This window comes from Pseudarthrobacter leeuwenhoeki (assembly GCF_055412885.1).
In genome coordinates this window covers 118,377-142,264 of record NZ_JBVAYY010000003.1, presented here as the reverse complement: position 1 = coordinate 142,264, position 23,888 = coordinate 118,377, and the positions used below count along the sequence as shown (strand labels likewise).

At 69.7% G+C, this 23,888-nt stretch carries 22 protein-coding genes; 5 read left to right on the top strand and 17 right to left on the bottom strand.

What is annotated here, in order from left to right:
* Positions 1–17 precede the first annotated feature (17 nt).
* The 4 genes from ACZYX4_RS03725 to ACZYX4_RS03710 form a co-directional block, all read right to left on the bottom strand.
* Positions 18–1,421 (bottom strand): MFS transporter, encoded by a 1,404-nt coding sequence (locus ACZYX4_RS03725; protein WP_463873761.1) that lies wholly within the window; start codon positions 1,419–1,421, stop codon positions 18–20.
* A gap of 143 nt (positions 1,422–1,564) precedes the next feature.
* A complete protein-coding gene (locus ACZYX4_RS03720) occupies positions 1,565–4,681 on the bottom strand; it encodes an AAA family ATPase (RefSeq protein WP_463873760.1) in 3,117 nt (1,038 codons plus the stop codon).
* Positions 4,678–5,856: an exonuclease SbcCD subunit D gene (locus tag ACZYX4_RS03715; RefSeq protein ID WP_463873758.1), complete on the bottom strand. Its 1,179-nt coding sequence runs from the start codon at positions 5,854–5,856 to the stop codon at positions 4,678–4,680. The genes ACZYX4_RS03720 and ACZYX4_RS03715 overlap by 4 nt, the downstream gene beginning before the upstream one ends.
* A gap of 156 nt (positions 5,857–6,012) precedes the next feature.
* The gene (locus tag ACZYX4_RS03710; RefSeq protein ID WP_463873757.1) at positions 6,013–6,933 is read right to left on the bottom strand and encodes an MIP/aquaporin family protein; all 921 of its coding nucleotides are present in this window, start codon (positions 6,931–6,933) and stop codon (positions 6,013–6,015) included.
* 142 nt (positions 6,934–7,075) lie between these two features.
* On the opposite strand from ACZYX4_RS03710, the gene ACZYX4_RS03705 reads away from it, so the two are divergent.
* Positions 7,076–8,191 (top strand): ADP-ribosylglycohydrolase family protein, encoded by a 1,116-nt coding sequence (locus tag ACZYX4_RS03705; protein ID WP_463873755.1) that lies wholly within the window; start codon positions 7,076–7,078, stop codon positions 8,189–8,191.
* 53 nt (positions 8,192–8,244) lie between these two features.
* On the opposite strand, the gene ACZYX4_RS03700 is transcribed toward ACZYX4_RS03705, so the two are convergent.
* Both ACZYX4_RS03700 and ACZYX4_RS03695 read right to left on the bottom strand, forming a co-directional pair.
* Positions 8,245–8,847: a DUF4395 domain-containing protein gene (locus tag ACZYX4_RS03700; protein ID WP_463873753.1), complete on the bottom strand. Its 603-nt coding sequence runs from the start codon at positions 8,845–8,847 to the stop codon at positions 8,245–8,247.
* 79 nt (positions 8,848–8,926) lie between these two features.
* The gene (locus tag ACZYX4_RS03695) at positions 8,927–9,946 is read right to left on the bottom strand and encodes a 3'-5' exonuclease (RefSeq protein ID WP_463873752.1); all 1,020 of its coding nucleotides are present in this window, start codon (positions 9,944–9,946) and stop codon (positions 8,927–8,929) included.
* 166 nt (positions 9,947–10,112) lie between these two features.
* On the opposite strand from ACZYX4_RS03695, the gene ACZYX4_RS03690 reads away from it, so the two are divergent.
* Entirely contained in the window at positions 10,113–10,880 is a 768-nt protein-coding gene (locus tag ACZYX4_RS03690; protein ID WP_463873953.1) for a VTT domain-containing protein, read from the top strand.
* Positions 10,881–10,982: 102 nt separating this feature from the next.
* On the opposite strand, the gene rdgB is transcribed toward ACZYX4_RS03690, so the two are convergent.
* From rdgB to clpS, 6 genes are all read right to left on the bottom strand, one after another.
* Entirely contained in the window at positions 10,983–11,645 is a 663-nt protein-coding gene (gene rdgB / locus ACZYX4_RS03685; protein ID WP_463873751.1) for an RdgB/HAM1 family non-canonical purine NTP pyrophosphatase, read from the bottom strand.
* Positions 11,642–12,400 (bottom strand): ribonuclease PH, encoded by a 759-nt coding sequence (gene rph / locus ACZYX4_RS03680; RefSeq protein WP_463873750.1) that lies wholly within the window; start codon positions 12,398–12,400, stop codon positions 11,642–11,644. Before rph ends, rdgB begins: the two co-directional genes overlap by 4 nt.
* An 80-nt stretch (positions 12,401–12,480) precedes the next feature.
* Complete coding sequence (locus ACZYX4_RS03675) at positions 12,481–13,278, bottom strand: MBL fold metallo-hydrolase (RefSeq protein WP_463873748.1); 798 nt, start codon at positions 13,276–13,278, stop codon at positions 12,481–12,483.
* On the bottom strand, positions 13,275–14,285 hold the full coding sequence (murI, locus tag ACZYX4_RS03670; RefSeq protein ID WP_463873951.1) for a glutamate racemase: 1,011 nt from the start codon (positions 14,283–14,285) through the stop codon (positions 13,275–13,277). Before murI ends, ACZYX4_RS03675 begins: the two co-directional genes overlap by 4 nt.
* Before the next feature lie 336 nt (positions 14,286–14,621).
* The gene (locus ACZYX4_RS03665; protein ID WP_463873746.1) at positions 14,622–15,182 is read right to left on the bottom strand and encodes a DUF2017 domain-containing protein; all 561 of its coding nucleotides are present in this window, start codon (positions 15,180–15,182) and stop codon (positions 14,622–14,624) included.
* Positions 15,175–15,558 (bottom strand): ATP-dependent Clp protease adapter ClpS, encoded by a 384-nt coding sequence (clpS, locus tag ACZYX4_RS03660; RefSeq protein WP_463873744.1) that lies wholly within the window; start codon positions 15,556–15,558, stop codon positions 15,175–15,177. The genes ACZYX4_RS03665 and clpS overlap by 8 nt, the downstream gene beginning before the upstream one ends.
* 37 nt (positions 15,559–15,595) lie before the next feature.
* On the opposite strand from clpS, the gene ACZYX4_RS03655 reads away from it, so the two are divergent.
* The 3 genes from ACZYX4_RS03655 (at position 15,596) to ACZYX4_RS03645 (ending at position 18,041) form a co-directional block, all read left to right on the top strand.
* Positions 15,596–16,924, top strand: a complete 1,329-nt coding sequence (locus tag ACZYX4_RS03655; RefSeq protein ID WP_463873743.1) for a nicotinate phosphoribosyltransferase — start codon at positions 15,596–15,598, stop codon at positions 16,922–16,924.
* Positions 16,924–17,628 (top strand): isochorismatase family protein, encoded by a 705-nt coding sequence (locus ACZYX4_RS03650; protein WP_463873741.1) that lies wholly within the window; start codon positions 16,924–16,926, stop codon positions 17,626–17,628. The genes ACZYX4_RS03655 and ACZYX4_RS03650 overlap by 1 nt, the downstream gene beginning before the upstream one ends.
* Before the next feature lie 62 nt (positions 17,629–17,690).
* Positions 17,691–18,041: a hypothetical protein gene (locus ACZYX4_RS03645; protein ID WP_463873740.1), complete on the top strand. Its 351-nt coding sequence runs from the start codon at positions 17,691–17,693 to the stop codon at positions 18,039–18,041.
* 110 nt (positions 18,042–18,151) lie between these two features.
* On the opposite strand, the gene ACZYX4_RS03640 is transcribed toward ACZYX4_RS03645, so the two are convergent.
* From ACZYX4_RS03640 to ACZYX4_RS03620, 5 genes are all read right to left on the bottom strand, one after another.
* Complete coding sequence (locus ACZYX4_RS03640; RefSeq protein WP_463873738.1) at positions 18,152–19,954, bottom strand: DEAD/DEAH box helicase; 1,803 nt, start codon at positions 19,952–19,954, stop codon at positions 18,152–18,154.
* Positions 19,955–20,173: 219 nt separating this feature from the next.
* Complete coding sequence (locus tag ACZYX4_RS03635) at positions 20,174–20,482, bottom strand: DUF3039 domain-containing protein (RefSeq protein ID WP_463873950.1); 309 nt, start codon at positions 20,480–20,482, stop codon at positions 20,174–20,176.
* Positions 20,483–20,572: 90 nt separating this feature from the next.
* Entirely contained in the window at positions 20,573–21,355 is a 783-nt protein-coding gene (gene nagB, locus ACZYX4_RS03630; protein ID WP_463873737.1) for a glucosamine-6-phosphate deaminase, read from the bottom strand.
* A gap of 96 nt (positions 21,356–21,451) precedes the next feature.
* Complete coding sequence (locus ACZYX4_RS03625) at positions 21,452–23,023, bottom strand: transporter (RefSeq protein ID WP_463873736.1); 1,572 nt, start codon at positions 23,021–23,023, stop codon at positions 21,452–21,454.
* Positions 23,005–23,811 carry an ABC transporter ATP-binding protein gene (locus ACZYX4_RS03620; protein ID WP_463873733.1) on the bottom strand — a complete coding sequence of 269 codons (807 nt, stop codon included), beginning with the start codon at positions 23,809–23,811 and terminating at the stop codon, positions 23,005–23,007. Before ACZYX4_RS03620 ends, ACZYX4_RS03625 begins: the two co-directional genes overlap by 19 nt.
* Between the last annotated feature and the right edge of the window lie 77 nt (positions 23,812–23,888).

Below are 23,888 nucleotides of genomic sequence, written 5' to 3'. Positions count from 1 at the left end.
CAGCGGGTGCTTCAGGGTCAGCCGGCGGCCGCCGTCCTGTTCCGCCGGTGGAGGACGACGGCGGCTGCCGCTCCCAGCAGGAACAGGGCCGCGGCGGCGCACACCGGCACGAGGAACGCCGTGGAGTAGCCCTGGTGCTGCGCCAGCTGCCCCGCGATGGACGAGCCGATCGCGGTGCCGGCCACGATGCCGCTCGCCAGCGCGGTCATGACCGTGCCGAGTTTCCCGGCCGGGGCGGCAAGTCCGCCGATCGCGAAGACCGTGACCATCAGCGGCCCCACCGGGAGGCCCAGGACCAGGAGCACGAGGACCATGGGAAGCGCCGTTGAGGGCAGCAACAGCAACAGCGCCAGTCCTGCCATCAGCGCCGCGCAGGCCAGCCAGCGGGCATTGGCCGTGAACCGCCGGGACCAGTACGCCACCGACAGGGCCGCCGCAGCGGAGCTCAGCCCCATCACCGCGTAGAGCAGCCCGGCCACCTCGGAGGTGGCGAAGCTGGCCGAAAAGGCACTCAGCGATGTCTGGGTGGCGCCGAAGAACGTGCCCATGCAGACCATGGCCAGCACGGGAAGGGCGACGGCGGCGAAGGCGCCCGCGCGCTGGCCGGCCGGGAGGGACGCCCGGCGCTGTTTTTCACGGGCGGCACCGGCCACTGTCCGCGCTGGCGTCCGGACCACCGCATGATGCGTAGGGTGCACGGCAAAGGCCGGAACGAGCGTGATGGTCAGGGCCGCGGCGAGGGCCAGCGGCAGCCACGGCGCGATCAGGCTGGCGAGAATTCCCACCAGGGCCGGGCCCAGCACGAAGGTCAGTTCGTCGGCGGTGCTTTCGTAGGACAGGGCCGTGTCCAGGTCCGCGGGGTGGGCGTTGCTCCCGCCGCGGGAAGTCAGTGCCATCCAGCGGACCCGCGCCAGCGGTCCCACCTGCGGGCAGCTGGCACCGGCCACGAAGGCGGCCGCCAGGACCGGGAGATTGGCCGCAGGGTCCTGTCCACCGCGGACCAGGTAGGCGGCGAGGATCAGTGCGATAACCGCAGCGGTGTTGAAGACGGCGGCGAAGACCAGCACGGGGCGTTGGCCACGCCGGTCCGCCAGTGCGCCGAGGATCGGGGCGCCGAGCGCCGAGCCGATGCCTACCGCGCCGGCCGACATGCCGCCGGCTGCGTAGGAGCCGGTGACGGCGGTGACCAGGGTGAGGGCCCCGACGGTGAGCATTGCGAGCGGGAGCCGGGCGAAGATCCCAATCGGGATGAAGCTGCGGCCGGCCAGCACCGGCAGCCGGGCGTACCGCCCGTGGGTGCGCCGTTCCGGCGGAGCGGGAGCGGGTCCCGGCGCAGCGGCGGGCCCGGCAAGGGCTGCACCGCTTTGAGGACAGTGGGGCACCGCGGAAGCGGGTGCCGGGGAGGGCGTTGAAGAGGTCATGATTCCGGGTTCGTTCAAGGGTGCGCATCGTCCCTCCTCCCGATGCGCGCGACCCGGTAACTCCCTCATTGTAGCCGCCGATGTACCCGTTGGCGCGGGCCCCGGCGGCCGCGCCGGCCGCGCCTGCCGCGCCTGCCCGCGGGTCAGACCGGGGCGTCGTCGGAAATGTGCAGGGTGGAACCGTTCCGTCCCTTGACCACCTGGAGCTGGGTGCTGATGCGCTGTTTCATTTCCCCGACATGGCTCACCAGGCCGACGACGCGCCCGCCGTCCCGGAGCCCCTCCAGGGCGTCCATCACCTGTTCGAGGGCCTGTTCGTCGAGGCTGCCGAAGCCCTCGTCCACGAACAGCGTCTCGATGTCCACACCGCCGGATTCCTGCTGCACCACATCCGCCAGCCCCAAGGCCAGCGCGAGCGAAGCCATAAAGGACTCGCCGCCGGACAGCGTTGCGGTGTCGCGCCGCTGCCCGGTCCACTGGTCCACCACCTCCAGGCCGAGGCCGGATTTCGCGTTGCGGGCCGCCCTGGCGTCGGTGTGCTGCAGGGTATAGCGGCCGTCGCTCATCCCGATCAGCCGTTCCGAGGCCGCCACAGCCACCTGTTCGAGCCTTGCGGCGAGCACATAGCTGTTCAGGCTCATGCGGTAGTTGTTCTCCCCCGCGCCGCGGGCCGCATCGGCGACGGCGGTCAGCAGCTGCGCCCGTTCGCGCGGTTTCCGGCCGGATGCCGCACGCTGCGCGTAGTCGGCGGCGATGGCGCCCAGGGTTTGCACGGTTTTTTCCACCAGGCCGGCTGCGAGGTCCGCGTCCCGGGCTGAGCGTTCCGCCGCAGCGGCGTCTGCGCGAAGCTGTTCCACGAGCCCCTCGACGAGGGGCCCTTCCGTTTCCAGCTCCTGTGCCGCGAGCACAAGTTCCTCGCTGGCGAAGAGTTCCTCGATCCGGGCCGCTTCGTCCTGTCCGGCGCGGACGGCGGCTTGCAGTGCCGCGGCGTCCGCGGCCGGAAGCAGCACCGCCCGGGCCGCGTCCCCGGACTCGAAGCCGGTGCCCGGAAGCGCCAGCTCCAGCTGCAGCCGGGCCTCCGCGGACCGGGCCGTGGCCTGTTCCAGCCGTGACCTCGCCGCATCAGCGCGTTCCAGTACGGCGGCGGTGCCATCCAGCGCCGCGATGCGATCGGCCAGGACCGGGTGGCCCGCCCGGAGTTTGTCGAGGGCCAGTTCGAGGGAGCCGGCCTGCTCCCGGACTTCCGTGAGGGTGGATCCGGTCTGGGCGATGCCTGCCGCCGCGGCCGCCTGGTCCCGTTCGGCGCCGGCCATCTCCTCTTCCAGTTCGGTGTGCCGTGCGCGGCTGGCGGCAAGTTCCGCGGCCCCGCGGCGCGCCTCGGCGGCACGTTCCCTGGCGAGGGAGGCCTCAAGGGCGGCGTCCTCGGGCGCGGTGTTGCCGCCCTGGGCCGCCAGCACGGCGACGGCCTGCTGGGCCTCGGAGAGTTCGCGGTCAAGCGCCGCCAGCGCGGCTTCCGCCACCTCGCAGGCCTGCTGCGCGGCTTCCTCGGCCTCGGCCACGGTCAGGGCGGAGGCCGCGGCCGGGGCAGGCGCCGGGTGTTCGGGGCTGCCGCACACGGCACACGGGACGCCGGGCTGCAGCTGGGACGCGAGTTCGGCGGCAGCGTTGGCCAGCCGTTCCTCGCGGAGATCGAGCCAGCGCTGGCGGCGGTCCTGGTAGTCCTCCCGGGCGTGGCCGTGGCGTTCGGCGACGGCTCCGCAATCCGTCTCTGCAGCGGCGTAGCGCCGGACCAGGATCAGCAGTTCCTCCGCGGCGGCTGCTTCTTTCGTCCGTAACTGCACTTCGGCGGCGAGTTCTTCGAGCGGACGCAACCCGGCGATCAGTGCGTCGGATTCCTGGCGCAGGGCGGCCAGGGCAGCAGCCCCGGAGGTCAGTCCCTCCTGCAGCTGCGCCTGGTTGAGGCGCAGTTCGGTCGTGCGGCTCCGAAGTCCGGTGAGCCTGGCTTCGTCGGGCAGCCGCTCGTCCAGCACCGCGCGCAGTGATCGCAGTCCGCGCAGCGCAGAGCGCAAGTCGTCCCCGTCGTCGGTGGAGCCGTCGCAGGTGGAGCTCCCAGCGCCGCCGGCGCTGCTGAGGGAGCCTCCGGACTCTGGGCCCGGGACACCGTCCGGGGTGTCGTTCCGAAGCGCGGCGAGTTCAGGGTCGGTGAGGGCGGCGGTGCGCAGTTCTTCCGCGGCAGCGGCCATGGCAGCCGCGGCCAGGCCCTCGGCCGTGCCCGCGCTCTCCACCGCATGCAGTTGGCCGCTGAGGACTTCGGCCCGGCGGTGCAGCCCCAGCTGTCCGCTCCTGGCGGCCGCCGGGGCTGCGGCCTCAGCCCCGGAGCGCCGGCGTTCGGCTGCGGCCAGCTTGGCCTGGCGGGCGGCACGGGCTGTCGCGGTGTCCCGGGCGGCCAGGCGGCCGGCGCGCAGCCCCTCGGCCTCCAGCGCGGCGGCGCGGCGCTGCCCCGCGGCGGTGCCGGCCTGCACCTGGAGCCAGGAGAGGAAGGTGTCCGGGTCGGCCCGGTCCGGGGCAGCTGCTGTGTCGAGCTCCAGCGTGGCCGTTTCGGCTTCCGCCTGGGCGAGCAGGAGCTCGAGCTGATTGTTGAGGCCGGCGACCTCGGCGCGGGCAGCCTGGGCCTTCCGGCCGAGTTCCTGTTCCACAGCCTCGAAACGCTGGGTGCCGAAGAGGCTCTGCAGCAGCTCAAGGCGGTCGGCGGCCTTGGAGCGAAGGAAGGCGGCGAATTCGCCCTGCGGGAGCATCACCACGCGGGTGAACTGGTCCCGGTTCATGCCGAGGACGTCGGTGATCTCGGCGCCGGCTTCATCGTTGCGGCCGGACTTTTCGATCCATTCGCCGTCGACCCGTTCGCGGAGCAGTGTGTTGGCCTGTTGCACGGTGAACCCGTTCCGGCCCCTTGCGCTGGGTTTGTCCCAGGCGGGGGAACGGGAGACTTCGAAGTGCCGACCGCGGGCGGAGAACTCGCACGTGACGCGGGGCTCGGCCGCGGCCTCGGCGTGGTCGCTGCGCAGCCGTTTGCCGTCCTGCCGCGCCCCGGGCACGGAACCATAGAGCGCGAAGCAGATGGCGTCCAGGACGCTGGTCTTGCCGGCCCCCGTGGGACCGTTCAGCAGGAACAGCCCGTGGGCGCTCAGCCGGTCGAAATCGATGTGTTCGGTGGCGGCGAACGGTCCGAACGCGGAAATCTCGAGACGGTGGATCCTCACAGCGACATTCCTTCCAGGCGCACGGATTCCAGGGCTTCGGCGAGGACCGCGGCCTCACCGTCGTCGGCGGACCGGCCCCGGACATGTTCCAGGAAACCGCAGCAGACGGACAGGTCGTCCCCGGCCTCGGCAAGCCTGCTGCTGTAGCTGGTTTTGGCGGCGGCACCGGCACCTTCCGGGTCGAACCCCAGGACCAGGGTGTCGGGGAACCGCGAGCGCAGCCGTTCCATCGCCTGCGCCGGGCGCTGGGCGTCGGTCAGGGTGATCTGGCAGTACGCGGATTCGGCCCAGGCGTGGTCCCCGGCCAGGAGCAGCTCCTCCAGTTTTCCGCGCAGCACGGCCAGGGTCCGGGGTGCCTCCCACAGCACCTCGCGGACCCCGCCGACGCCGGCCGCATCGACGTCCACGAGCCAGCTGCCTTTTTTGTGCTGCGCTTCGGAGAAGGAGTACGCGAGCGGCGAACCGGAGTAGCGGACGGCGGGAGTGAGTTCCTGCCGGCCGTGCAGGTGGCCCAGCGCCGTGTAGCCGAAGCCGTCGAAGAGGTCCAGGGGGACAGCGCCGACGCCGCCGATGCTGAGGTCCCGCTCGCTGTCGGAACTGATGCCGCCGCTGGCAAAGGTATGCGCGAGCACCACGGAATGGACGGTCCGGGTTCCGGCCCGGGCTGCAAGGTCGGCGCGGATCCGGGCGGTGGCGGCCCGGGTCACCTCGAAGTGGCTGGCGGTGTCCACGCCGAGCTGTTCGGCCACTAGCCGCGGTTCCAGCCAGGGAATGCCGTAGACGGCGAGCACCGGTCCGGCGTCCGGATCAGCGGCGTCGAGCGGGAACAGCACGGGCTGGTCCAGCTCGGTGAGCCGGGTGCGCAGGTGCACTCCCCCGCGCTCCAGCAGCCGGGAGGCGAAACCGAGCCGGACGGCCGAGTCGTGGTTGCCGCTGGTCAGGACCACCTGGGCTCCGGCGCCGGTCAGGCCCACCAGGGCGTCGTCGAGCAGGCGGACGACGTCGACTCCGGGCAGGGCGCGGTCGTAGACGTCGCCGGCGATCAGGACGACGTCGACCGCCTCGTCCCGGACGAAGGTGACGAGCTGGTCGATGAACGCGCGCTGGGCATCAAGCATCCCGACGCCGTGGAACGACCGGCCCAGATGCCAGTCCGAAGTGTGCAATAACCGCATGTTCCTACGGTATCGGCTGGCACCGACAGGATTGCGCCACCGCACCGGGACAGCCACCGGGACAGCAACGCGGGGTCACTTCCGGCCGGTCCCGCGGCGTGGGATGGGCCGGAAGTGACCCCGCGTTGCTGTTTGGGACCCGGCGCGGGATGCGGACTATTCGCCGCGCTTGTCGAAGAAGTCGCGGGCCTCGGACCCGGCCGCGTCGGAATTCGCCGGGAGGGCGTCCTTACCGTCCCTGCCCACCTTTCCCGCCGCATCAGCAGTGTCGGCCGCGTCGGCCGCATCAGCCGTGTCCGGCACCGGAACCACGGCCGGCGTCGAGAGTGCGAAGCCGCGGAACACCAGTCCCGCCAGGGCCGCGCCCACCAGCGGGGCAACCCAGAACAGCCACAGCTGCCCGAGCGCGTCGGGGCTGCTGAAGAGTGCCGATGCGGTGGCGCGCGCCGGGTTGAAGGGCGTGTTGCCGGGCGCCTGGCCGAGCTGCAGGAGCACCGCCATGGTCAGGCCGACGGCGAACGGGGCCGCGAGCCGGGACGGATTCCGGGCCGAGCTGGCGCCCAGGAAGACGGCCACCAGCAGGGCGCCGCCGAGCACCTCAATGAGGAACACCCCGGCCAGCGGGACCTGGATAATGGAATTCTCGCCGAACCCGGCGGCCACCGTGTCAAAGGCGGTCCTGGTGTCGGCGATGTTGGGGACGGTGCGGAGAAGCGCGAAGAGCGTCACCCCGGCGAGCAGTGCGCCCGCCAGCTGGGCGCCCACGTACGCCGCGGCGTCAGCGAGCCGGAGGCGGCCCGCGATGGCGTTTCCTGCCGTTACCGCGGGATTGAAGTGCCCGCCCGAGAGGTACCCGAATGCCAGCATCGCGGCCGTGATCCCCAGCCCTGCGGCCAGTGAGGCGGAGAGCGGGTTCGACTGCGGAATGGTGAACAGCGGAACGCCCAGGCCGGCAACCACCACGAAGAAGGTCCCGAGGGCCTCGGCCGACAACCGGCCCAGCAGCCCGGGTGGCGCCGGTTCGGGGGTGGCGGCCGGCCGGCCGGGTGACTCGGGGACTGACGCAGGCGTGATCATGTGCAGGAATTCCTTTGCTTGGGGTCAGCGAGCAGTCTGCCAGCGGAGTCTGGACGTTGGCTGGAACCGCGCTCAGCGTCCCGGCCGGGCACCCCGGGGGTCAGGGCGCGGCGGTGGGGGCCGGGGGGTAAAATTCTAAGTCATGAGCACCGAGCCCGTCCCTGCCCCCGGACCATCCCCGACCCCGTCGCACGAATCCCGGATCCACGGGTGCCTGCTGGGCGGCGCGCTGGGTGATTCGCTGGGGTACGCCGTCGAATTCGACCACATCTCCGCCATCCGGGGGCGGTTCGGCCCGGACGGGCTGCAGGACTTTTCAGCGCTCGACGGCGGCAGCCACTTTTCGGACGACACGCAGCTCACGCTCTACACCGTGGACGGGCTGCTGGAGGCACTGGAGTGGGCCAACTCGGGCGTGGCCGCGGACACCAACGCCTGCCTGTGGCTCGCGTACCTGCGCTGGCTCGCCACCCAGGATGTTCCGGTCCCGGAGGCGGCGCCGTTCCAGCCGCCCCGCTGGATCGATTCCCACGGCGTCCTCAAGCATCGCCGCGCCCCCGGCAACGCCTGCCTGAGCGGACTGGCCACCGGTGCGATGGGAACGTTCTTCCGCCCGGTCAACCCGGACTCCAAGGGATGCGGCACTGTGATGCGTTCTGCCCCGTTCGGCCTCATCCCCTACATCGCCGCCGACGCCATCTATAAGCTCAGCGCCGACGCGGCCTCGCTGACCCACGGGCACCCCGCGGCCCGGCAGAGCGCGGGGATCTTCAGCCTGCTCATCCATGCCCTGACCGCCGGGCAGGGCCTGCGCGAGGCGGCGGACTACGCCCTCGGACAGCTGAACGCAGGCCACCTGCGCATAGGCGAAGAACCCGATCCGGATGTCATCGCCCGGCTGGAGGCCGCCCTCCGGCTTGGCGCCGCCGGCGTGGTGCTCGAGCCCGAGGACCTGGTCCGCGAGCTCGGCGAAGGGTGGGTGGCGGAGGAGGCACTCGCCGTCGCGCTGTACGCGGTCCTGGCCACGGAACCGGATCCGACGGCGGCTGCCGGGCACCCGGAGGGCCACTTCCGCGCAGCCATTGCCGTCGCGGTGAACCACAGCGGCGACAGCGACTCCACCGCGTCGATTGCCGGCAACATCCTGGGCACGTTTTACGGGGAGGACTGTCTTCCGGCCCAGTGGCTCGAAGCGCTGGAGGCCCCGGAGGTCATCCGGGGCATGGCGTCGCAGCTGGCGGCCGTCACCGGCGCCTGAGCCGGTACCGGCCGGCGCACGGGGCGAGTGGCCCCGGCGGGTTGACCCACGGCTCAGGCGCGGCGGAGCGGGATGTTGTTGCAGGCTTCGCACACGTCCCCGGGGATCAGGCCGCGGCGCTGCAGGAAGCCGAAGATGGTGCAGCCGAGGCAGAAGCCCGCGAACGCTTCCAGCGACGCGGCGACGATCAGGACTGTAAGCAGGATCCAGGCGGCCGGCGCCTGCCCCGCGGCGAGCAGGAGGGCGGCGGCGGTTGATACCGCGGCGCCGATGCCCTGGGCGAAGCGCTTCGGCGGGCCCGGGACCAGCCGGGTCTTCCCCAGCAGCGGCGTCAAAACCTTAACGGACAGCTGGGCGAGCGGCGAGATCCGCGGGCCGAACAGGACGCGCAGCCAGAACCCAGCGGCAATGACGGCCAGGCCCCAGCCGATGCCGGCCAGCAGCGTCGCCACGGACAGCAGCACCACCAGTCCGGCCGTGATGCGGGCCGCGTACTCGTTGACGGGGTTCGGGAACGCAAAGACCGTCCGCCAGCTGATTCCGCCGCTGGGTGCAGGTGAAAATGCAGTTGCAGGTGCCGCAGTTGCAGGTGCCGCAGTTGCAGGTGCCGCAGTTGCGGGTGCCGCAGTTGCGGGTGCCGGGGTCAGTTTGCTCATCGTTCAAGGCTAGGAGCGGGCCTGCCCCGGGCCGAATGTTTGTTGCGCAGTATGACCACGGACGCCCCGGCCGGCAGGGTCAGGCAACCGCGGCGGAGGCGACGTGGCCACCCACCATCTGCAGGAATTCGCCCTCCGAGAGGACCTCGATCCGCTGGCCGCGCTCGTGCAGCTCCAGCACGCGCCGGGCCTTGCCGGTGAGGCGGCCGGAGCGCAGGTCGGCGGCCACGAACCCGTCGCCCACCACCAGGACGGTGGTGCGGGCCGTGACCCGGCTCTCCGGCCTGGCGCCGAGCTCGGCGGAGCGGGTCTTCGCCTCGGGACGGGGTATGGCGAGTTCGCCGGTGAACACCACGGTCTGGCCGTACAACGGGTGGCCGGGCTCGGCGAGGGCGTTCGGCAGCGGGTTGGCGCCTTCTTCCGGCCAGCCCGGCTGGTAGGCCCGCACCGGAGCCGCCGCGGCGCCTCCGCCGGCGAGTGCGTCCAGGGCTGACTGGCTGGCCTTGGACAGCGGGTCGCGCAGCGGGTCGAACGCCGGCTGGCGGGACACCGTCAGTCCCAGGGACAGGAAAAGCTCCGCGATGCTGCCGGCTCCGTTGCGCGCGGCAATGTCGATGAGGATCCCGGCGCAGGCCCGCGCGTCCTCGGCGGCGTCGTGGTGGTTGACCAGCGGAACGCCGGCTTCCTCGGCAGCGTACGGCAGGGAATTGGACACCAGGGAGTAGCAGCGGCGGGAGAGCATCACCGTGCAGACGTAGTCATAGGCCGGGCCCGGGAGTCCCGAAACCTCAAGGCCGGAGCGGATCACGCCGAGGTCGAAGGCGGCATTGTGGGCGGCGAGCACGTCGCCGCCGATGAAAGCGCCGATCTCCGGGAAGAGCTCACCGAAGCGCGGCAGCCCGGCCACCTGCTCAGGCCTGATGCCGTGGATCCGGACGTTGTGGTGGTCGAAGCGGTCGTGGTTTTCCGGCGGCCGCATCAGCCATGAGGCCTCCTCGACCACTACGCCGCCGCGCACCTTGCTCAGGCCAACAGCGCACGGTGAACCGCGGAAGCCGTTCGCGGTCTCAAAGTCGATCGCCGTAAAGTCCAAACCCACGCTCCAACTTTACCGCCGGATTCCGCCCCGCCCCGCACGGCCGCGCCCGTGCCCGTGCCGCGCACATGAGACCGTCCGCGCCGCGGCCATAACGTGCCCTGCGCCCACCCGCCGGGAGCGCCCGACGGCGGCCGTCAAGTACCCTTGACGGGTGAACCTTTTAGCTTTGAGCGTCTTTGCCGTGTCCACGATCGGCGGCGCAGGCCCGGTCCAGCCTCAGCTGGCCTCCTTCCTGCCCGACTGGCTGAACCCTCAGGTCTTCCTGGCCAATCCCGCCCTCGCGCCCTGGGTGGTGCTGTTAGTCTGCGGCATCATCTTCGCTGAGACCGGCCTGCTGATCGGCTTCTTCCTGCCGGGCGACTCGATGCTGTTCACGGCCGGACTTCTCGTCGCCACCGGGACCATCAAGTTCAACATCTGGGCCTTCGTCGGCCTGATCATCGTCGCGGCCATCATCGGGAACCAGGTCGGCTACCTGATCGGGTCCAAAGCCGGCCCGGCCATCTTTAACAAGCCGAATTCCCGGCTCTTCAAGCGTGAAAACGTGGAGAGCGCCCACGCCTTTTTCGAGAAGCACGGCGGCAAGGCCCTGATCCTTGCCCGTTTCGTGCCGATCATCCGGACCTTTGTCCCGGTGATCGTGGGTGTCGCGCAGATGGACAAGCGCAAGTTCTTCGTTTTCAACGTCATTGGCGCCGTGCTGTGGGGCGGCGGCGTCACCCTGCTGGGCTACCTGCTGGGCGATACCTTCCCGTGGGTCCGCGAAAACCTGGACATCATCTTCATCATGATCGTCCTGGTCTCCGTGATCCCGATTGGCGTTGAGGTCGCCCGCGGCTTCATCGCCAAGAGCCAGTCCGAGAAGTACGGCACGGACATTGTCGAGGAGTTCATCGAGGAGCACGAACCCGAAGAGGAACGCAAGACCCCGTAACTCCCGTTCCGGACGGGCTGTCCGGACACAACAGCCCAACGGAAGGCGCCCCACAGTGCGGGGCGCCTTCCGTTGTTGACGCACGTGTTGCCGCGGACCGGGCTACCTCCCGGACAGCGCCTCCACGATCGCCGGGAGCAGCGCCCGGAATGCGTGCCCCCGGTGGCTGATGGCGTTCTTCTCCGCCGGGCTCAGTTCCGCGCAGCTGCGGTCCAGACCGCTGGGTTGCAGCACCGGGTCGTAGCCGAAGCCGCCGGCCCCGCGCGGTTCGCGCAGCAGCGTCCCTTCGAGCTGCCCGTACTCCACGGCTTCCCGGCCCTCGCCGGGGGCAGAACCAGGGACTGACAGCGCCGCGGCGCAGACAAACGCGGCGCCGCGGTACTCGTCGGGAACGTCTGCCAACTGGTCCAGCAGCAGCCTCAGGTTGGCGGCGTCGTCCCCGTGGCGGCCGGCCCAGCGGGCCGAAAAAATGCCGGGCGCCCCGCCGAGAACATCCACGGCGAGGCCGGAGTCGTCGGCGATCGCCACGAGCCCGGTCGCCTGCGCCACCGCGCGCGCCTTGAGCAGCGAATTCTCGGCGAAGGTCACGCCGGTTTCGGCGACGTCGGGGGCGCCCACCGCACCCGCATCCACCACCTGGGTGTCGACGTCGAGCCCGGGAACCTGACCGCGCAGCAGTTCACGAAGTTCCCGGAGCTTGCCCTGGTTGTGGGTGGCGAGCACCAGCACGGGTGTGGCGCCCTGCTGGGATGCGCCCCCTGTCACGGGGCTTCCGCCAGGGTTTCGCGCTGGATGGCGGCGAGCTGCCCGGTGCCCATCAGCGCGAGGTCCAGCAGTTTGTTGAGCTCATCGCGGTCAAAGGGGGCGCCCTCGGCGGTGCCCTGGACTTCGACGAATTTCCCGGAACCGGTGACGACGACGTTCATGTCGGTCTCGGCCCGGACGTCCTCCACGTAGGGCAGGTCCAGCATCGGGACGCCGTCGATGATGCCCACGGAGACGGCGGCGATCGTGTCGACCAGGGGCTGGGCGTTGCGGGGGATCATCTTGTTCTCGCGGGCGAAGCGGATGGCATCGGCCAGCGCCACGTAGGCGCCCGTGATGGCGGCGGTGCGGGTTCCGCCGTCGGCCTGCAGGACATCGCAGTCCAGCACGATGGTGATTTCGCCGAGGGCCTTGGTGTCGATGATCGAACGCAGCGAGCGGCCGATCAGCCGGGAGATCTCGTGGGTGCGGCCGCCGATTTTGCCCTTGACGGACTCGCGGTCGGAGCGGGTGTTGGTGGCGCGCGGGAGCATGGCGTATTCGGCCGTGACCCAGCCGCGGCCCTCGCCCTTGAGCCAGCGCGGGACGCCCTCGGTGAGGGACGCGGTGCACAGCACCCGGGTGTTGCCGAACTCGATCAGGGCCGATCCTTCGGCCTGCTTGGACCAGCCGCGGGTGATGCTGATCGGACGGAGCTGATCGGGGGTACGGCCATCGGCACGGATGAGGGGGGCAGTCAGGGCTTCGGAAGTCATGCCACCAGCTTATCGACCCTTACCGGGCCGGCAGAGCACACCCGGCCCGTCCGGAGCCGTCCCGTACCAAAGGCGTCGGCTCAAACCGTGTAGTGCACGCCTGCCACGGCCACGGCCACGTGCTGGCCGAAGACACCCTTGGCTTCGGCCATAACGGTGGTCGGGGACGTCCAGACCGGGATGTGGGTCAACAGCAACCGCCGGGCACCGGCGGCGAGGGCGGCCTCCCCGGCCCGTTTGCCGGTCATGTGCACGTCCTTGATGCCGTCGTCGCGGCCTTCCTCGAACGCCGCCTCGCAGAGGAACAGGTCAGCGCCGCGGGCCGCGTCCTCGAGCCCGCTGCAGGAGTCGGTGTCGCCCGAATAGCTCAGCACCCGGGTGACGGGGTTGCCGTCCCTGTCCGGTTCCGTGACCTCCACGCGGAGCGCATACGCCTCCTCCACCGGGTGGTTCACGGCGTACGGGGTCACCGTGAACGGGCCCATGGTCACCGGTTTGCGCTCGGACCAGTTGCTGAAGTCGAATTCCTCATGCATGCCCGGGTCCAGTTCCAGGCCGTAGGCGGTGGCCATCCGGTCGGCGGTGGCGGCGGGCCCCCAGACCGGGATCCTGCCCCGTCCCCAGCCGCCGGGCTTCCAGCGCACCGCGACGTGGAGCCCGCACAGGTCCATGCAGTGGTCCGGATGCAGGTGGGTGAGGAAGATCGCGTCAATGTCCTCAAGGTCCGTGTACCGCTGGATGGCGCCGAGTGCCCCGCTGCCAAGGTCCAGGACGATCTTCCAGTTCCGCCCGCCGTCGCTGCCGGTCAGCAGATAGCACGACGCCGGCGAGCCCGGCCCCGGAAAGGATCCGGTACAGCCCACGATGGTCAGCTTCACAGCAGTGGTCCCCCGCCTGCGGATCCGCCCACGAAGTTGGAGATCCGGGGGCGGACCGCGCCGGCCTGCGCGGCGGCGATCATTTCCGGCGTGATCCGGGCCAGGCTGCCCGTGGGGTACTGGGCCGCGACGTGGTCCACGTGGCGGACGCTGAGCACCTCGGGTCCGAGGAAGCGCCGGGCGAGGTGCTCGAACTGTGCGGCGTCCCCCGTAGCGATGAAGTCGTGGGACGGCGCCGTGGCGTCGGTCCGTTCCAGGCCGCGGGAGGCCAGAGCCCGGTAGACGTCCTTGGCTGTCTCCTCGGCGCTGGAGACGAGCGTGACGTCCTCCCCCAGCACGAAAGAAATGACGCCGGTGAGCAGCGGATAGTGCGTGCAGCCCAGCACCACAGTGTCCACCCCGGCGGCCCGGAGCGGCTCCAGGTATTCGCGGGCGACGGCGAGCAGTTCCGGCCCGGTGGTGATGCCGGCCTCGACGTAGGGAACGAAGGCGGGGCAGGCCGCGGAGGTGATGCGCAGGTCCGGGGCGGCGGCGAAGGTGTCCTCGTAGGCGCGGGAGCCGATGGTGGCCGAGGTGCCGATCACCCCGACCCGGCCGCTGCGGGTGGCGGCGACGGCGCGGCGCACGGCCGGCTGGATCACTTCGATGACGGGGATCCCGTAGCGGGCCGTGTAGCGTTCCCGGGCGTCGCGCAGCACAGCGGCGGACGCCGAGTTGCACGCGATGGTCAGCAGCTTCACGCCGGAGTCCACCAGCTCGTCCATCACGCCCAGGGCATTGGCCCGGACCTCGGCGATGGGGAGCGGACCGTAGGGGCCGTTGGCCGTGTCGCCGACGTAGAGGATGGATTCGTTTGGCAGCTGGTCGATGATGGACCGGGCCACGGTGAGTCCGCCGACGCCGGAATCAAACACACCGATGGGACGCGATCCCATCCGTGTGGCGGTCTGTCTGCTGGCGCGGTTGCTCGCTGGGGAATCCGCAACAGCTCCCGCTGCCGGATCCATGCGTGATACTGAAGTCATGATTATTCGAGGATAGGGCTTTGCCGGGGGTGCGGCCATCCCATTGTGACCTCGGACGCATGTCGAATGTGTCACACGCCGCCCCGGGGTCCTGCCATCTCCCGCAGGGCGGCACCGAAGCTACACGGCTATAACGATCCTCAAGGCCCGGCGGGCGTCCGGGCCGCTGCCGGGGTTCATCGCCCCCGTGCGGCCCCGGATTCGCCGGCATCAACTACAAAGAAACCAACCAGCTGTCACCAACAGCTTGATATATACCGACCTTCCGGCGATTCGCCACGTTACCGGCGATTTCGGGGCAGATACGGTTCCCCCGGTTTACGTCTCCAGCGACTGCAGCATCGCCTGGACCAGGGACTCCTGCAGCCAGGTGGTGAAGTTGTAGACCAGGGCCAGGTAACTGTCGACGTCCTCGGCCTGGGACCAGTCCTGCATGAGGTGCACGTGACCGGCGTCCTCGTCGTCGCGGATGTCCAGGCGTTCGGCCAGCACCAGCCGGACATCGTTGAGCGCCATGGACCAGTGCCGCGCGTCGGCGGCGGTCAGGACCAGCTCGTCCTTGTCCAGCCCCAGGGACGCGGCCTTCAACGCGCCGATCTTGCTTTCACGCAGCGACCGCTCGGTGTACCGGCGGAACTCCAGCGAGGCGGCGTCGTCGGTCTTCGAGACGTTCGGGAGCAGCCGGCGCAGGGCACGGTCCGAGGGTTCGCGGGCCTCGGCGTCGAGTCCGACGAGCGCGGCGAGGGGGTCCTGGTTGGCGCGTTCCTCCGGCTCGAGCATGGACACGACGTCGTCGAAGAGGCTGCGCAGCAGTTCCCGTTCGGCCGGTTCCAGGTAGCCGGTGATGCCCTTGATGCCGTTCTTGAATGCCTTAGCCACGTTTTCCTTTGCCCTTGCCTGATCCTCCGCTTGATCCGGCGCCGCCGGAGCCGCCGCCGGTGGCCTTTTCCACCGTGGCCCAGAGGCCGTAGCCGTGCATCGCGACCGCGTGCTGCTCCACCTGCTCCTTGCTGCCGTGCGCCACGATGGAGCGCCCCTTCTTGTGGACTTCGAGCATGAGTTTGTTCGCCTTGGACTCGGAATAGCCGAAGTAGCTGCGGAACACGTAGCTCACGTAGCTCATCAGGTTCACCGGATCGTTCCAGATCACGAGGTTCCAAGGGATGTCCGGGGCGGACAGGACATCTGTCGACGTCACTGTTCCGGTCTGGGTGCTCTCCCGGGTGTCAGGGCCGAGCGCAATGCTGAGGGTCATCTGTCCATTCTATGGGGATGCGCACTAGAGTGAATTTGTGAGTTCATCAGCTGGCTGGGACCGTCCCCGCACGTCCCTGTACACCGATCATTACGAGCTGACCATGCTGCAGGCCGCGCTGCATTCCGGCGCCGCCCACCGCAAGTCAGTGTTCGAGGCCTTCGCCCGGCGCCTGCCGGACGGGCGCCGCTACGGCATTGTGGGCGGCACCGGCCGGCTGCTGGAGGGCATCGCGGACTTCCGTTTTGGCGACATCGAAATCGATTTCCTCCGCCGCACCAACGTGGTCAACGAGGAGACCCTGGACTATCTGGCCGGATTCTCCTTCTCCGGCGATATCTGGGGCTATGCGGAGGGCGAAGCGTACTTCCCTAACTCCCCTATCCTCATCGTCGAATCCACCTTCGCCGAGGCCTGCATCCTCGAGACCTACATCCTTTCGATCCTCAACCACGACAGCGCCATCGCCTCGGCGGCCTCGCGCATGATCACCGCGGCCGGCAGCCGCCCCTGCGTGGAGATGGGTTCGCGCCGCACCCAGGAGGAATCCGCCGTGTCCGCCGCCCGCGCCGCCATCATCGCCGGCTTCGACAGCACCTCGAACCTGGAGGCAGGCCTGCGCTACGGGCTCAAGACCGTGGGCACGGCCGCGCACTCCTTCACCCTGCTGCACGACACCGAGCGCGAGGCCTTCGAGGCGCAGATCGCCTCGATGGGCGCCGGCACCGCGCTGCTGGTGGACACCTACGACGTCGAGACGGCGGTGCGCACCGCCGTCGAACTCGCCGGCGGCAAGCTCGGTGCGGTGCGTCTGGATTCCGGCGACCTGGTGGCACAGGCACAGTGGGTGCGCCGGCTCCTGGACGAGCTGGGCAACGAGCGGACCCGCATCATCGTGACCTCCGACCTCGACGAGTTCGCCATCGCCGCCCTGCAGTCCGCCCCGGTGGACTCCTATGGTGTCGGCACCTCCCTCGTGACCGGTTCCGGCGCCCCGACGGCCAGCATGGTCTACAAGCTGGTCAGCCGGACGGACGACGGCGGCGACTTCGTTTCCGTTGCCAAGGCCGCCAAGAACAAGACCAGCAAGGGCGGGCGCAAGTTCGCGCTCCGCAAGCTCAATGAGCGCGGCACGGCCACGCAGGAGATCGTCGGCGTCGGACACCGCCCGGACGACGACGGCAATGACCGGCCGCTGCTGCAGCAGTTCGTCAAGAACGGCGAACTCCTGCCCGGCTGGACCGGTGCGGAGGGTGTGCTCCGCGCACGCCAGCGCCACGCGGACACCATGAAGGAGCTTCCCGCTGTCGTCAACCGGCTGCAGCGCGGCGAAGCAGCCATCCCCACCATCTACGAGGAGAACTGATGTCCCGCGCCCTGATCATCGTCGACGTCCAGAACGATTTCTGCGAAGGCGGCTCCCTGGCCGTTGAGGGCGGGGCGGAGCTCGCCGGAGCCATCAGCGAGTACGTTGACGCCCACCACGGACAGTTTGACCACATTGTGGCCACCCAGGACTGGCATATCGATCCGGGCGCGCACTTCTCGGGCGACCCGGACTTCGTCGAGCGCTGGCCGAAGCACTGCGTGGCCGGAACCCGCGGGGCCGAGCTCCACCCGGACCTCGACACCGAATACATCCAGGCCTACTTCCGCAAGGGCCAGTACACCGCTGCCTACTCGGGCTTTGAGGGGCTGCTCGCGCCGGAAGACGCCGTTCCCTCCGGGGAGCGGAAGCCCGGCGCCATGCCGGTGGCCGGAGGTTCTCCCGGCAGCGCGGCCAGCGACGCCGACACCGACACCGACACCGACACCGACAGTGATTTTGCCGGCAGTGATGTCGCCGCTGGCGAGGATGCGATCGGGCTTGACGACTGGCTGCAGAGCCACGACGTCGAGGAGGTTGTGGTCGTCGGGATCGCCACCGACCATTGTGTCAAGGCGACCGCGCTGGACGGGGTGCAGGCCGGCTACTCCGTGACCGTGCTGCGGGATCTCACGGCGGGGGTCGCCGAGGATCTTGACGACGCAATCGCGGAGATGGAATTCGGTGGGGTCGACATCGCCTGAGCGTCTGTAGACTCGAAATCCCTGCCAGTATCGTCTGACCCGTAAGAACCCCGGAGTACACCATGAAGAAGACCCTGACCGTCCTGATCGTTGCCGGGGCCCTGCTCGGCGCTGCCGGCTGCTCGCCTGCCCCGCAAGACACCACTGCCGAAACCTGCGCCCGGATCCAGACCGTCGGCGCGGGTCCGACGTCCCAAGAGGACAAGGCGGGGATGGTCCGCCTTGCCAACCGGCTCCGGCCCATTGAGGCCGCCGCGCCCGAGGAACTGCAGGCTCCGCTGCTCTCCATCATCGAATTCCTGGACGAGTCGGCCAAGGAAACTCCGGACTCCGCCAAGCTCGAGGGGATGCGGGGCAGCTACACCGCTGCCGGCCAGACCCTCACCGAACTCTGCGGCGCGGGCGGCCAGTAAGGCACGCCTGCGGCTGCGACAGTCCTGCACCTAGGGACCGGAGCCTGGACCGGAACAGTCCAGGCTCCGGTCCCTTTAGTGTCCCGTAGTGTCCCGTAGTGTCCCGGCAGCTACTTCCGGCCGATGAACCAGTCCTGAAGTTTCCGCAACCGGGTCTGCAGCTGCTCCTCGTTGGCCTGGGCCACCGCCGGGCCGCCGCAGACCGTCCTGAGCTTGGTGTGGATGACGCCGTGCGGCGTGCCCGTGCGCGCGGACCAGGCGGCGACGTTCTTCGCCAGTTCGGTGCGCAGGTCCATCAGCATGCGGTGGTCCGGCACGGCCGGCACCGCAGCAGCAGCTGCAGCTGCAGCAGCCGCCGCACCCTGCGGGGCGCGCGCGTTCTTGCGGCTGAGCTGCTCGTGCTGTCGCTGGCGCAGCAGCGTGCCGACCTGTTCGGCGTCAAGCAGGCCGGGAATCCCGAGGAAGTCCAGCTCGTCCTCGGAGCCCACCTCGCCGCCGGTGCCGAACTCGCCGCCGTCGAACAGCACGCGGTCAAAGGAGGCCTGCGAATCCAGGGCCTCAAACTTGCCCTTCGTCAGCGAATCGGAAGCTTTCTCCTCGCGGTTCGCCTCGTCCATGAGCGAGTCCTCCGGGTTGAAGAGGCCGTCAGCGTCCTCCTTCTCCGGGCGGTCCAGGGCGTGGTCCCGCTCGGCCTCCATGGAGTTCGCCAGCGCCATCAGCTGCGGCACGGAGGGCAGGAAGACCGACGCCGTCTCGCCGCGTTTCCGGGCACGCACAAAACGCCCGACGGCCTGGGCGAAGAACAGCGGAGTGGCGATAGAGGTCGCATACACACCAACGGAGAGCCGGGGCACGTCCACACCTTCGGAGACCATCCGCACGGCCACCATCCAGCGCTTCTCGCTGGCGGTGAACTCCTCGATCTTGCTGGAGGCCTTCGCATCGTCGGAGAGAATCACCGTGGGCGACTCGCCCGTGATCCTCTTCAGCTGGCCGGCGTAGGCGCGCGCGTCGTCGTGGTCGGTCGCGATGACCAGCCCGCCGGCGTCGGGGACGGTCCGGCGCACCTCGCTGAGGCGCTTGTCCGCCCCGGCAAGGACCGCCGGGATCCATGCACCCGTGGGGTTCAGCGCGGTCCGCCAGGCCTGCGAGGTGACGTCCTTGGTGACCGCCGATTCGCCGAGCGAGGCCGCCATCTCCTCGCCGGCGCTGGTGCGCCAGCGCATCTGGCCGGAGTAGGCCATGAACATGACGGGACGGACCACGTGGTCCCGGAGCGCATTGCCGTAGCCGTAGGTGTAGTCCGCCTTGGACCGGCGGATTCCGTCCCGGTCCTGCGCGTATTCCACGAAAGGGATCGGTGAGGTGTCGGAACGGAACGGCGTACCCGTCAGCGAGAGCCTGCGTGCCGCGGGTTCGAAGGCTTCGCGGAGCCCGTCACCCCACGACAGGGCCTCGCCGCCGTGGTGGATTTCGTCGAGGATGACCAGGGTGCGGGCGGCCTCGGTCTTGGCCCGGTGCAGCATCGGCTTGCTCGCCACCTGCGCGTAGGTGACCGCGACGCCGATGAAGCCGCGGCCGTGCTGGCCGTCGGCGTTCTTGAAGTTCGGATCGATGGCGATGCCCACCTTGGCGGCGGCGTCGGCCCACTGCCGCTTCAGGTGGTCCGTGGGCGCCACGATGGTGATGCGGTTAACGATGTTGGCCTCGATCAGCATGGAGGCCACCCGGAGCGCGAAGGTGGTTTTGCCGGCGCCGGGCGTGGCTACCGCAAGGAAGTCCTTGGGGTGGGAGGTGAAGTAACTGTCCAGGGCTTCCTGCTGCCAGGCACGGAGCTTCGGCGCGGTGCCCCAGGCTGCCCGCTCGGGATACGCGGGAGGAAGCACGGGTCCGCCAAAGAGTGTCTCTGTCACTTAGGTGCCCCCATTCCGTGCACTGCTGCCGCTGCCGGAGAAACCCAATTAAGCACAAAAACACCAATCTTTTCGGATGAACCGTAAGCAATCACCGGCCAGCATGGGCCGGGCATCATTCACCGGGAGAACAGGAGTCCCCGGCGCACCGCGGCACGCGGGAAAGACGGGGCGCGGGAACGCGCAGGGGCCCGGGCGTCGCCGCTGTGCCTGGCCGCGCTATTTGTCGCCGGAGCCCTTGCCGCCGTCGCCGCCGGCTCGGAGGCCCTCATAGACCTCTTTGCATTCCGGGCAGACGGGGAACTTCTTCGGATCGCGGCCCGGAGTCCAGACCTTGCCGCACAGGGCGATGACAGGATCGCCGGACAGCGCCGATTCCATGATCTTTTCCTTGCGGACATAGTGCGAGAAGCGTTCCCGGTCACCGGGTTCGACTTCCTGGCGCAGCTCCTCGCGCTCGATCGTGGCCGTCGACGTCCCGGCTCCGGAGAGCTCGCGCATCGGGTCGTTTTCGAGGGGATCGGTCATGCTGTTCATGAGACCCATCTTAGCCGCTGGATCGGACGGCGGTGCGACGGACGGGCGGCGGCATGGCAGCGAAGCGGCAAAAAAGGTGACCTACAGCCCCTGCCACGACGGCTTGTTCTCGTAGCTGTGCCGGTAGTAGTCGGCGAGCCGCAGCGACGAAGCCGCCGCCTCGTCGAGCAGGATCGTGGCGTGCGGGTGCAGCTGCAGCACGGAAGCCGGACAGATGGCGGCGACCGGTCCTTCCACGAGGTCGCGGACCGCCTGTGCCTTCTGCGCGCCGGTGGCGATGAGGATCACATGGCGGGCCTCCAGGATGGTTCCCAGTCCCTGCGTAAGGACGTGGTGCGGAACCTTGGCCAGGCTCCCGAAGAACCGTGTGTTGTCCCGGCGTGTCTGCTCGATCAGGGTCTTGATCCGGGTCCGGGAGGCAAGGGACGAACCGGGCTCGTTGAATCCGATGTGGCCGTCGGTGCCGACGCCCAGCAGCTGCAGGTCCACTCCCCCGGCCCCGCGCAGGGCGTCCTCGAAGGACCGGCAGGCGGCAGGGATGTCCGCCGCCGAGCCGTCCGGCCCACGGACATTCGCCGGACCGATATTCACGCGCTCGGTGAATTCACGCCTGAGCACCTCACGGTAGGACTCCGGGTGGCCGGGCGGCAGGCCCACATACTCGTCGAGGGCGAAGCCGCGCACCTGGCTGAAGTCCAGGCCGTCCCGTTCGTGCCGCAGCGCCAGTTCGTCGTAGAGCGGCAGCGGGGATGAACCGGTTGCCAGGCCCAGGACGGTCCCGGGCCTGCGCCGGAGCAGCACCTCGATTGCATCCGCCGCGAGGGCGGCAACCGGCTTGCTGCCGGAGAGAATGACGACTTCCATGGCCCTGCCTTTGCCTTTGCGTTGCCCGTTGCCCGTTGCCCGTTGCCTGATGTGCCTTAGGGGCAGGGTATCCCAGTCCCGGCCACAGCGTGCGGGTCAGCGGTTGACGGCCAGCTGGGCCAGCAGTTCCGGCCCCCGGGCGTCGAGCCATTTACCGCCCAGCCGGACCCCGGCGGTAAACAACGCCAGCCCCAGGAGCGGGCCGAGGACCAGGTTGATCCAGCCGGGCAGGGCGCTGCCCGTGACGAACTGTGCCACCAGCAGCGCCGTTTCGGGGACCACAAGCAGCAGGAGTACCCCCATGCCGCCGAACTGCACCGCCATGGTCTGTGCCACATTGCCGGGCGGCTTCTTGAAGGGGCTGTCCCCGGGCAGCGGCACCGCGGCGGTGTAGCGCGCCGATAGCACCGAGGACAGCCCCATCCCGCTGAACAGCACACCGAGGGACAGCCCGAGCACACCGGGCAACAGCTGCCAGTCCGCGCCGAGCAGGAACGGCAGGACGGACAGCGCCAGCACCACCGGCAGGGCAAAGACCAGGCACGCCACGGCACGGCCCAGCCGGTCGTGGACCCCCCTCACTCCCGTGGAGAGGTGCAGCGCGAAGGCGGTGTTGTCGTAGGAGACATCTGTTGAGATCGACCAGGCAAGCAGGAACGCGGTGAGCGGACCGACGAAGAGGAGCATTCCGTAGGACCCGGTCTGGGTGGCCTGGAACAGGAACAGCACGGGCAGCAGCGGCACGACGACGAGGGAACCCGAGTACCGGGGATCCCGGAGCCAGTAACTCAGGCACCGAGCCGCGACCGCGCCCGTCGGTGTCGCCGGGAACAGTCCGAAGAAGCCCAGCCCGCCGGCTCTCTTCCTGGACGCGCCGGCATAGGGCGCCGTCACGAGCGCCCGCTGCAGCAGGAGCTTCCAGCACAGCACGAGCCCTGCCAGCGTGGCAAGCGCGATCAGGAATTTGATGGCCGCGGCGCCGTAGCTCCCCGCGGCAAGGTCGCCGCCAAGGGACCACGCGGCACCGGCCGGGGTCCAGGACAGCGTCCGGGCAAGTCCGGCCAGGAAGTCCCCGGAGCTTGCAATCCCTTCGGACACACCCGCAACAATCGGTCCCATCAGGACCAGCGGAATCAGGAAAATGACGGCGCTGGCATCCTTGAACCGGCGGGAACTCGCCAGCCCCGCGGTGGCCGTGGTGACCACTTTGGACAGCACAATGCAGCTCAGCACCCCGAGGACCGCCCCTGCCAGGGCGCCCGCCGCGCCGGGAAGGCTCCGGGACCAGGTCCCGACGGTGCCCAGTGCCACCAGTGTGGTCGCCGTGCCCGGGATTCCGATCAGCCCGCCGAGGGCCAGCCCGGCCAGCAACTGCGGCATCGGCACGGCGAAGGTGGTGAACCGTGCCGGGTCCAGGGTCAGGTCGGCGGCGGAGGCAGCGACCGGGACGACGGCCCAGCCCAGCAGCGCCGCGGCACCGCCGAGCACGACGACGGTCTGCGCCACGCCGGCATCCGCTCCGCGGAGGAACACCAGCCCGGTGATGCCGAGCGCCACGAGCCCCAGCGCGTACAGCGTGCCGATGCCAAGGCCCACCAGCTGCCACGGACTGCGCCGGACGCTGTTGCGCAGCAGTGCCAGCTTGAGCCTCAGAAGGTGCGCAACCATTCCAGCCCCTCCGTGTGGTTGCGGCCGCCGACCAGCTGGACGAAGCGGTCCTCGAGGGTCTCTCCCGCGCGGACGGCGTCCACCGTGCCGGCGGCGAGGACCCGCCCGGCGGCGACGACGGCGACGTGGTCGCACATCCGCTGGACCAGGTCCATGACGTGGCTGGAGACAATGACGGTGCCGCCGGAGGCCACATAACGGTCCAGGATGTCCCGGATGTTGGCGGCCGAGACGGGGTCCACGGACTCGAATGGCTCGTCCAGCACCAGCAGCCGGGGCGCGTGGATCAGCGCCGAGGCGAGGGCGATTTTCTTGGTCATGCCGGCGGAGTAGTCCACCACCAGCGTTCCGCCATCCGGGCCCAGGTCCAGGGCGGCGAGCAGTTCCCTGACGCGTGTGGCCACCACGTCCTTGTCCATGCCGCGCAGCAGGCCGGCGTAGCTGACCAGTTGCTCGCCGGTCAGCCGGTCGAAGAGCCGGACGCCGTCCGGGAGGATGCCCATCAGCTTCTTGGCCTCCAGCGGCTGCTTCCAGACATCCACGCCGTGCACGAACGCCGCGCCGAAATCGGGCCGCAGCAGTCCGGTGGCCATCGAGAGCATGGTGGTTTTGCCGGCGCCGTTCGGGCCGACGATCCCGTAGAAGGAACCCGCCGGAACGTCCAGGCTGATGCCGTCGACGGCGATCTTGTCGCCGAAGCGCTTGGCGAGCCCGCGCAGTGACAGGGCAGGAACAGCCTGGCCCGCCTGGTTTTCGTCGGCAGGCGGATGCGGTTGCTGGAAAGTCATGTCGTTAGACTAACGGCCCGGGTGGGCGGAAGGGATCGTCCGCAAGGCGTACCTCTGCCGGCGGATGTACAACTGCC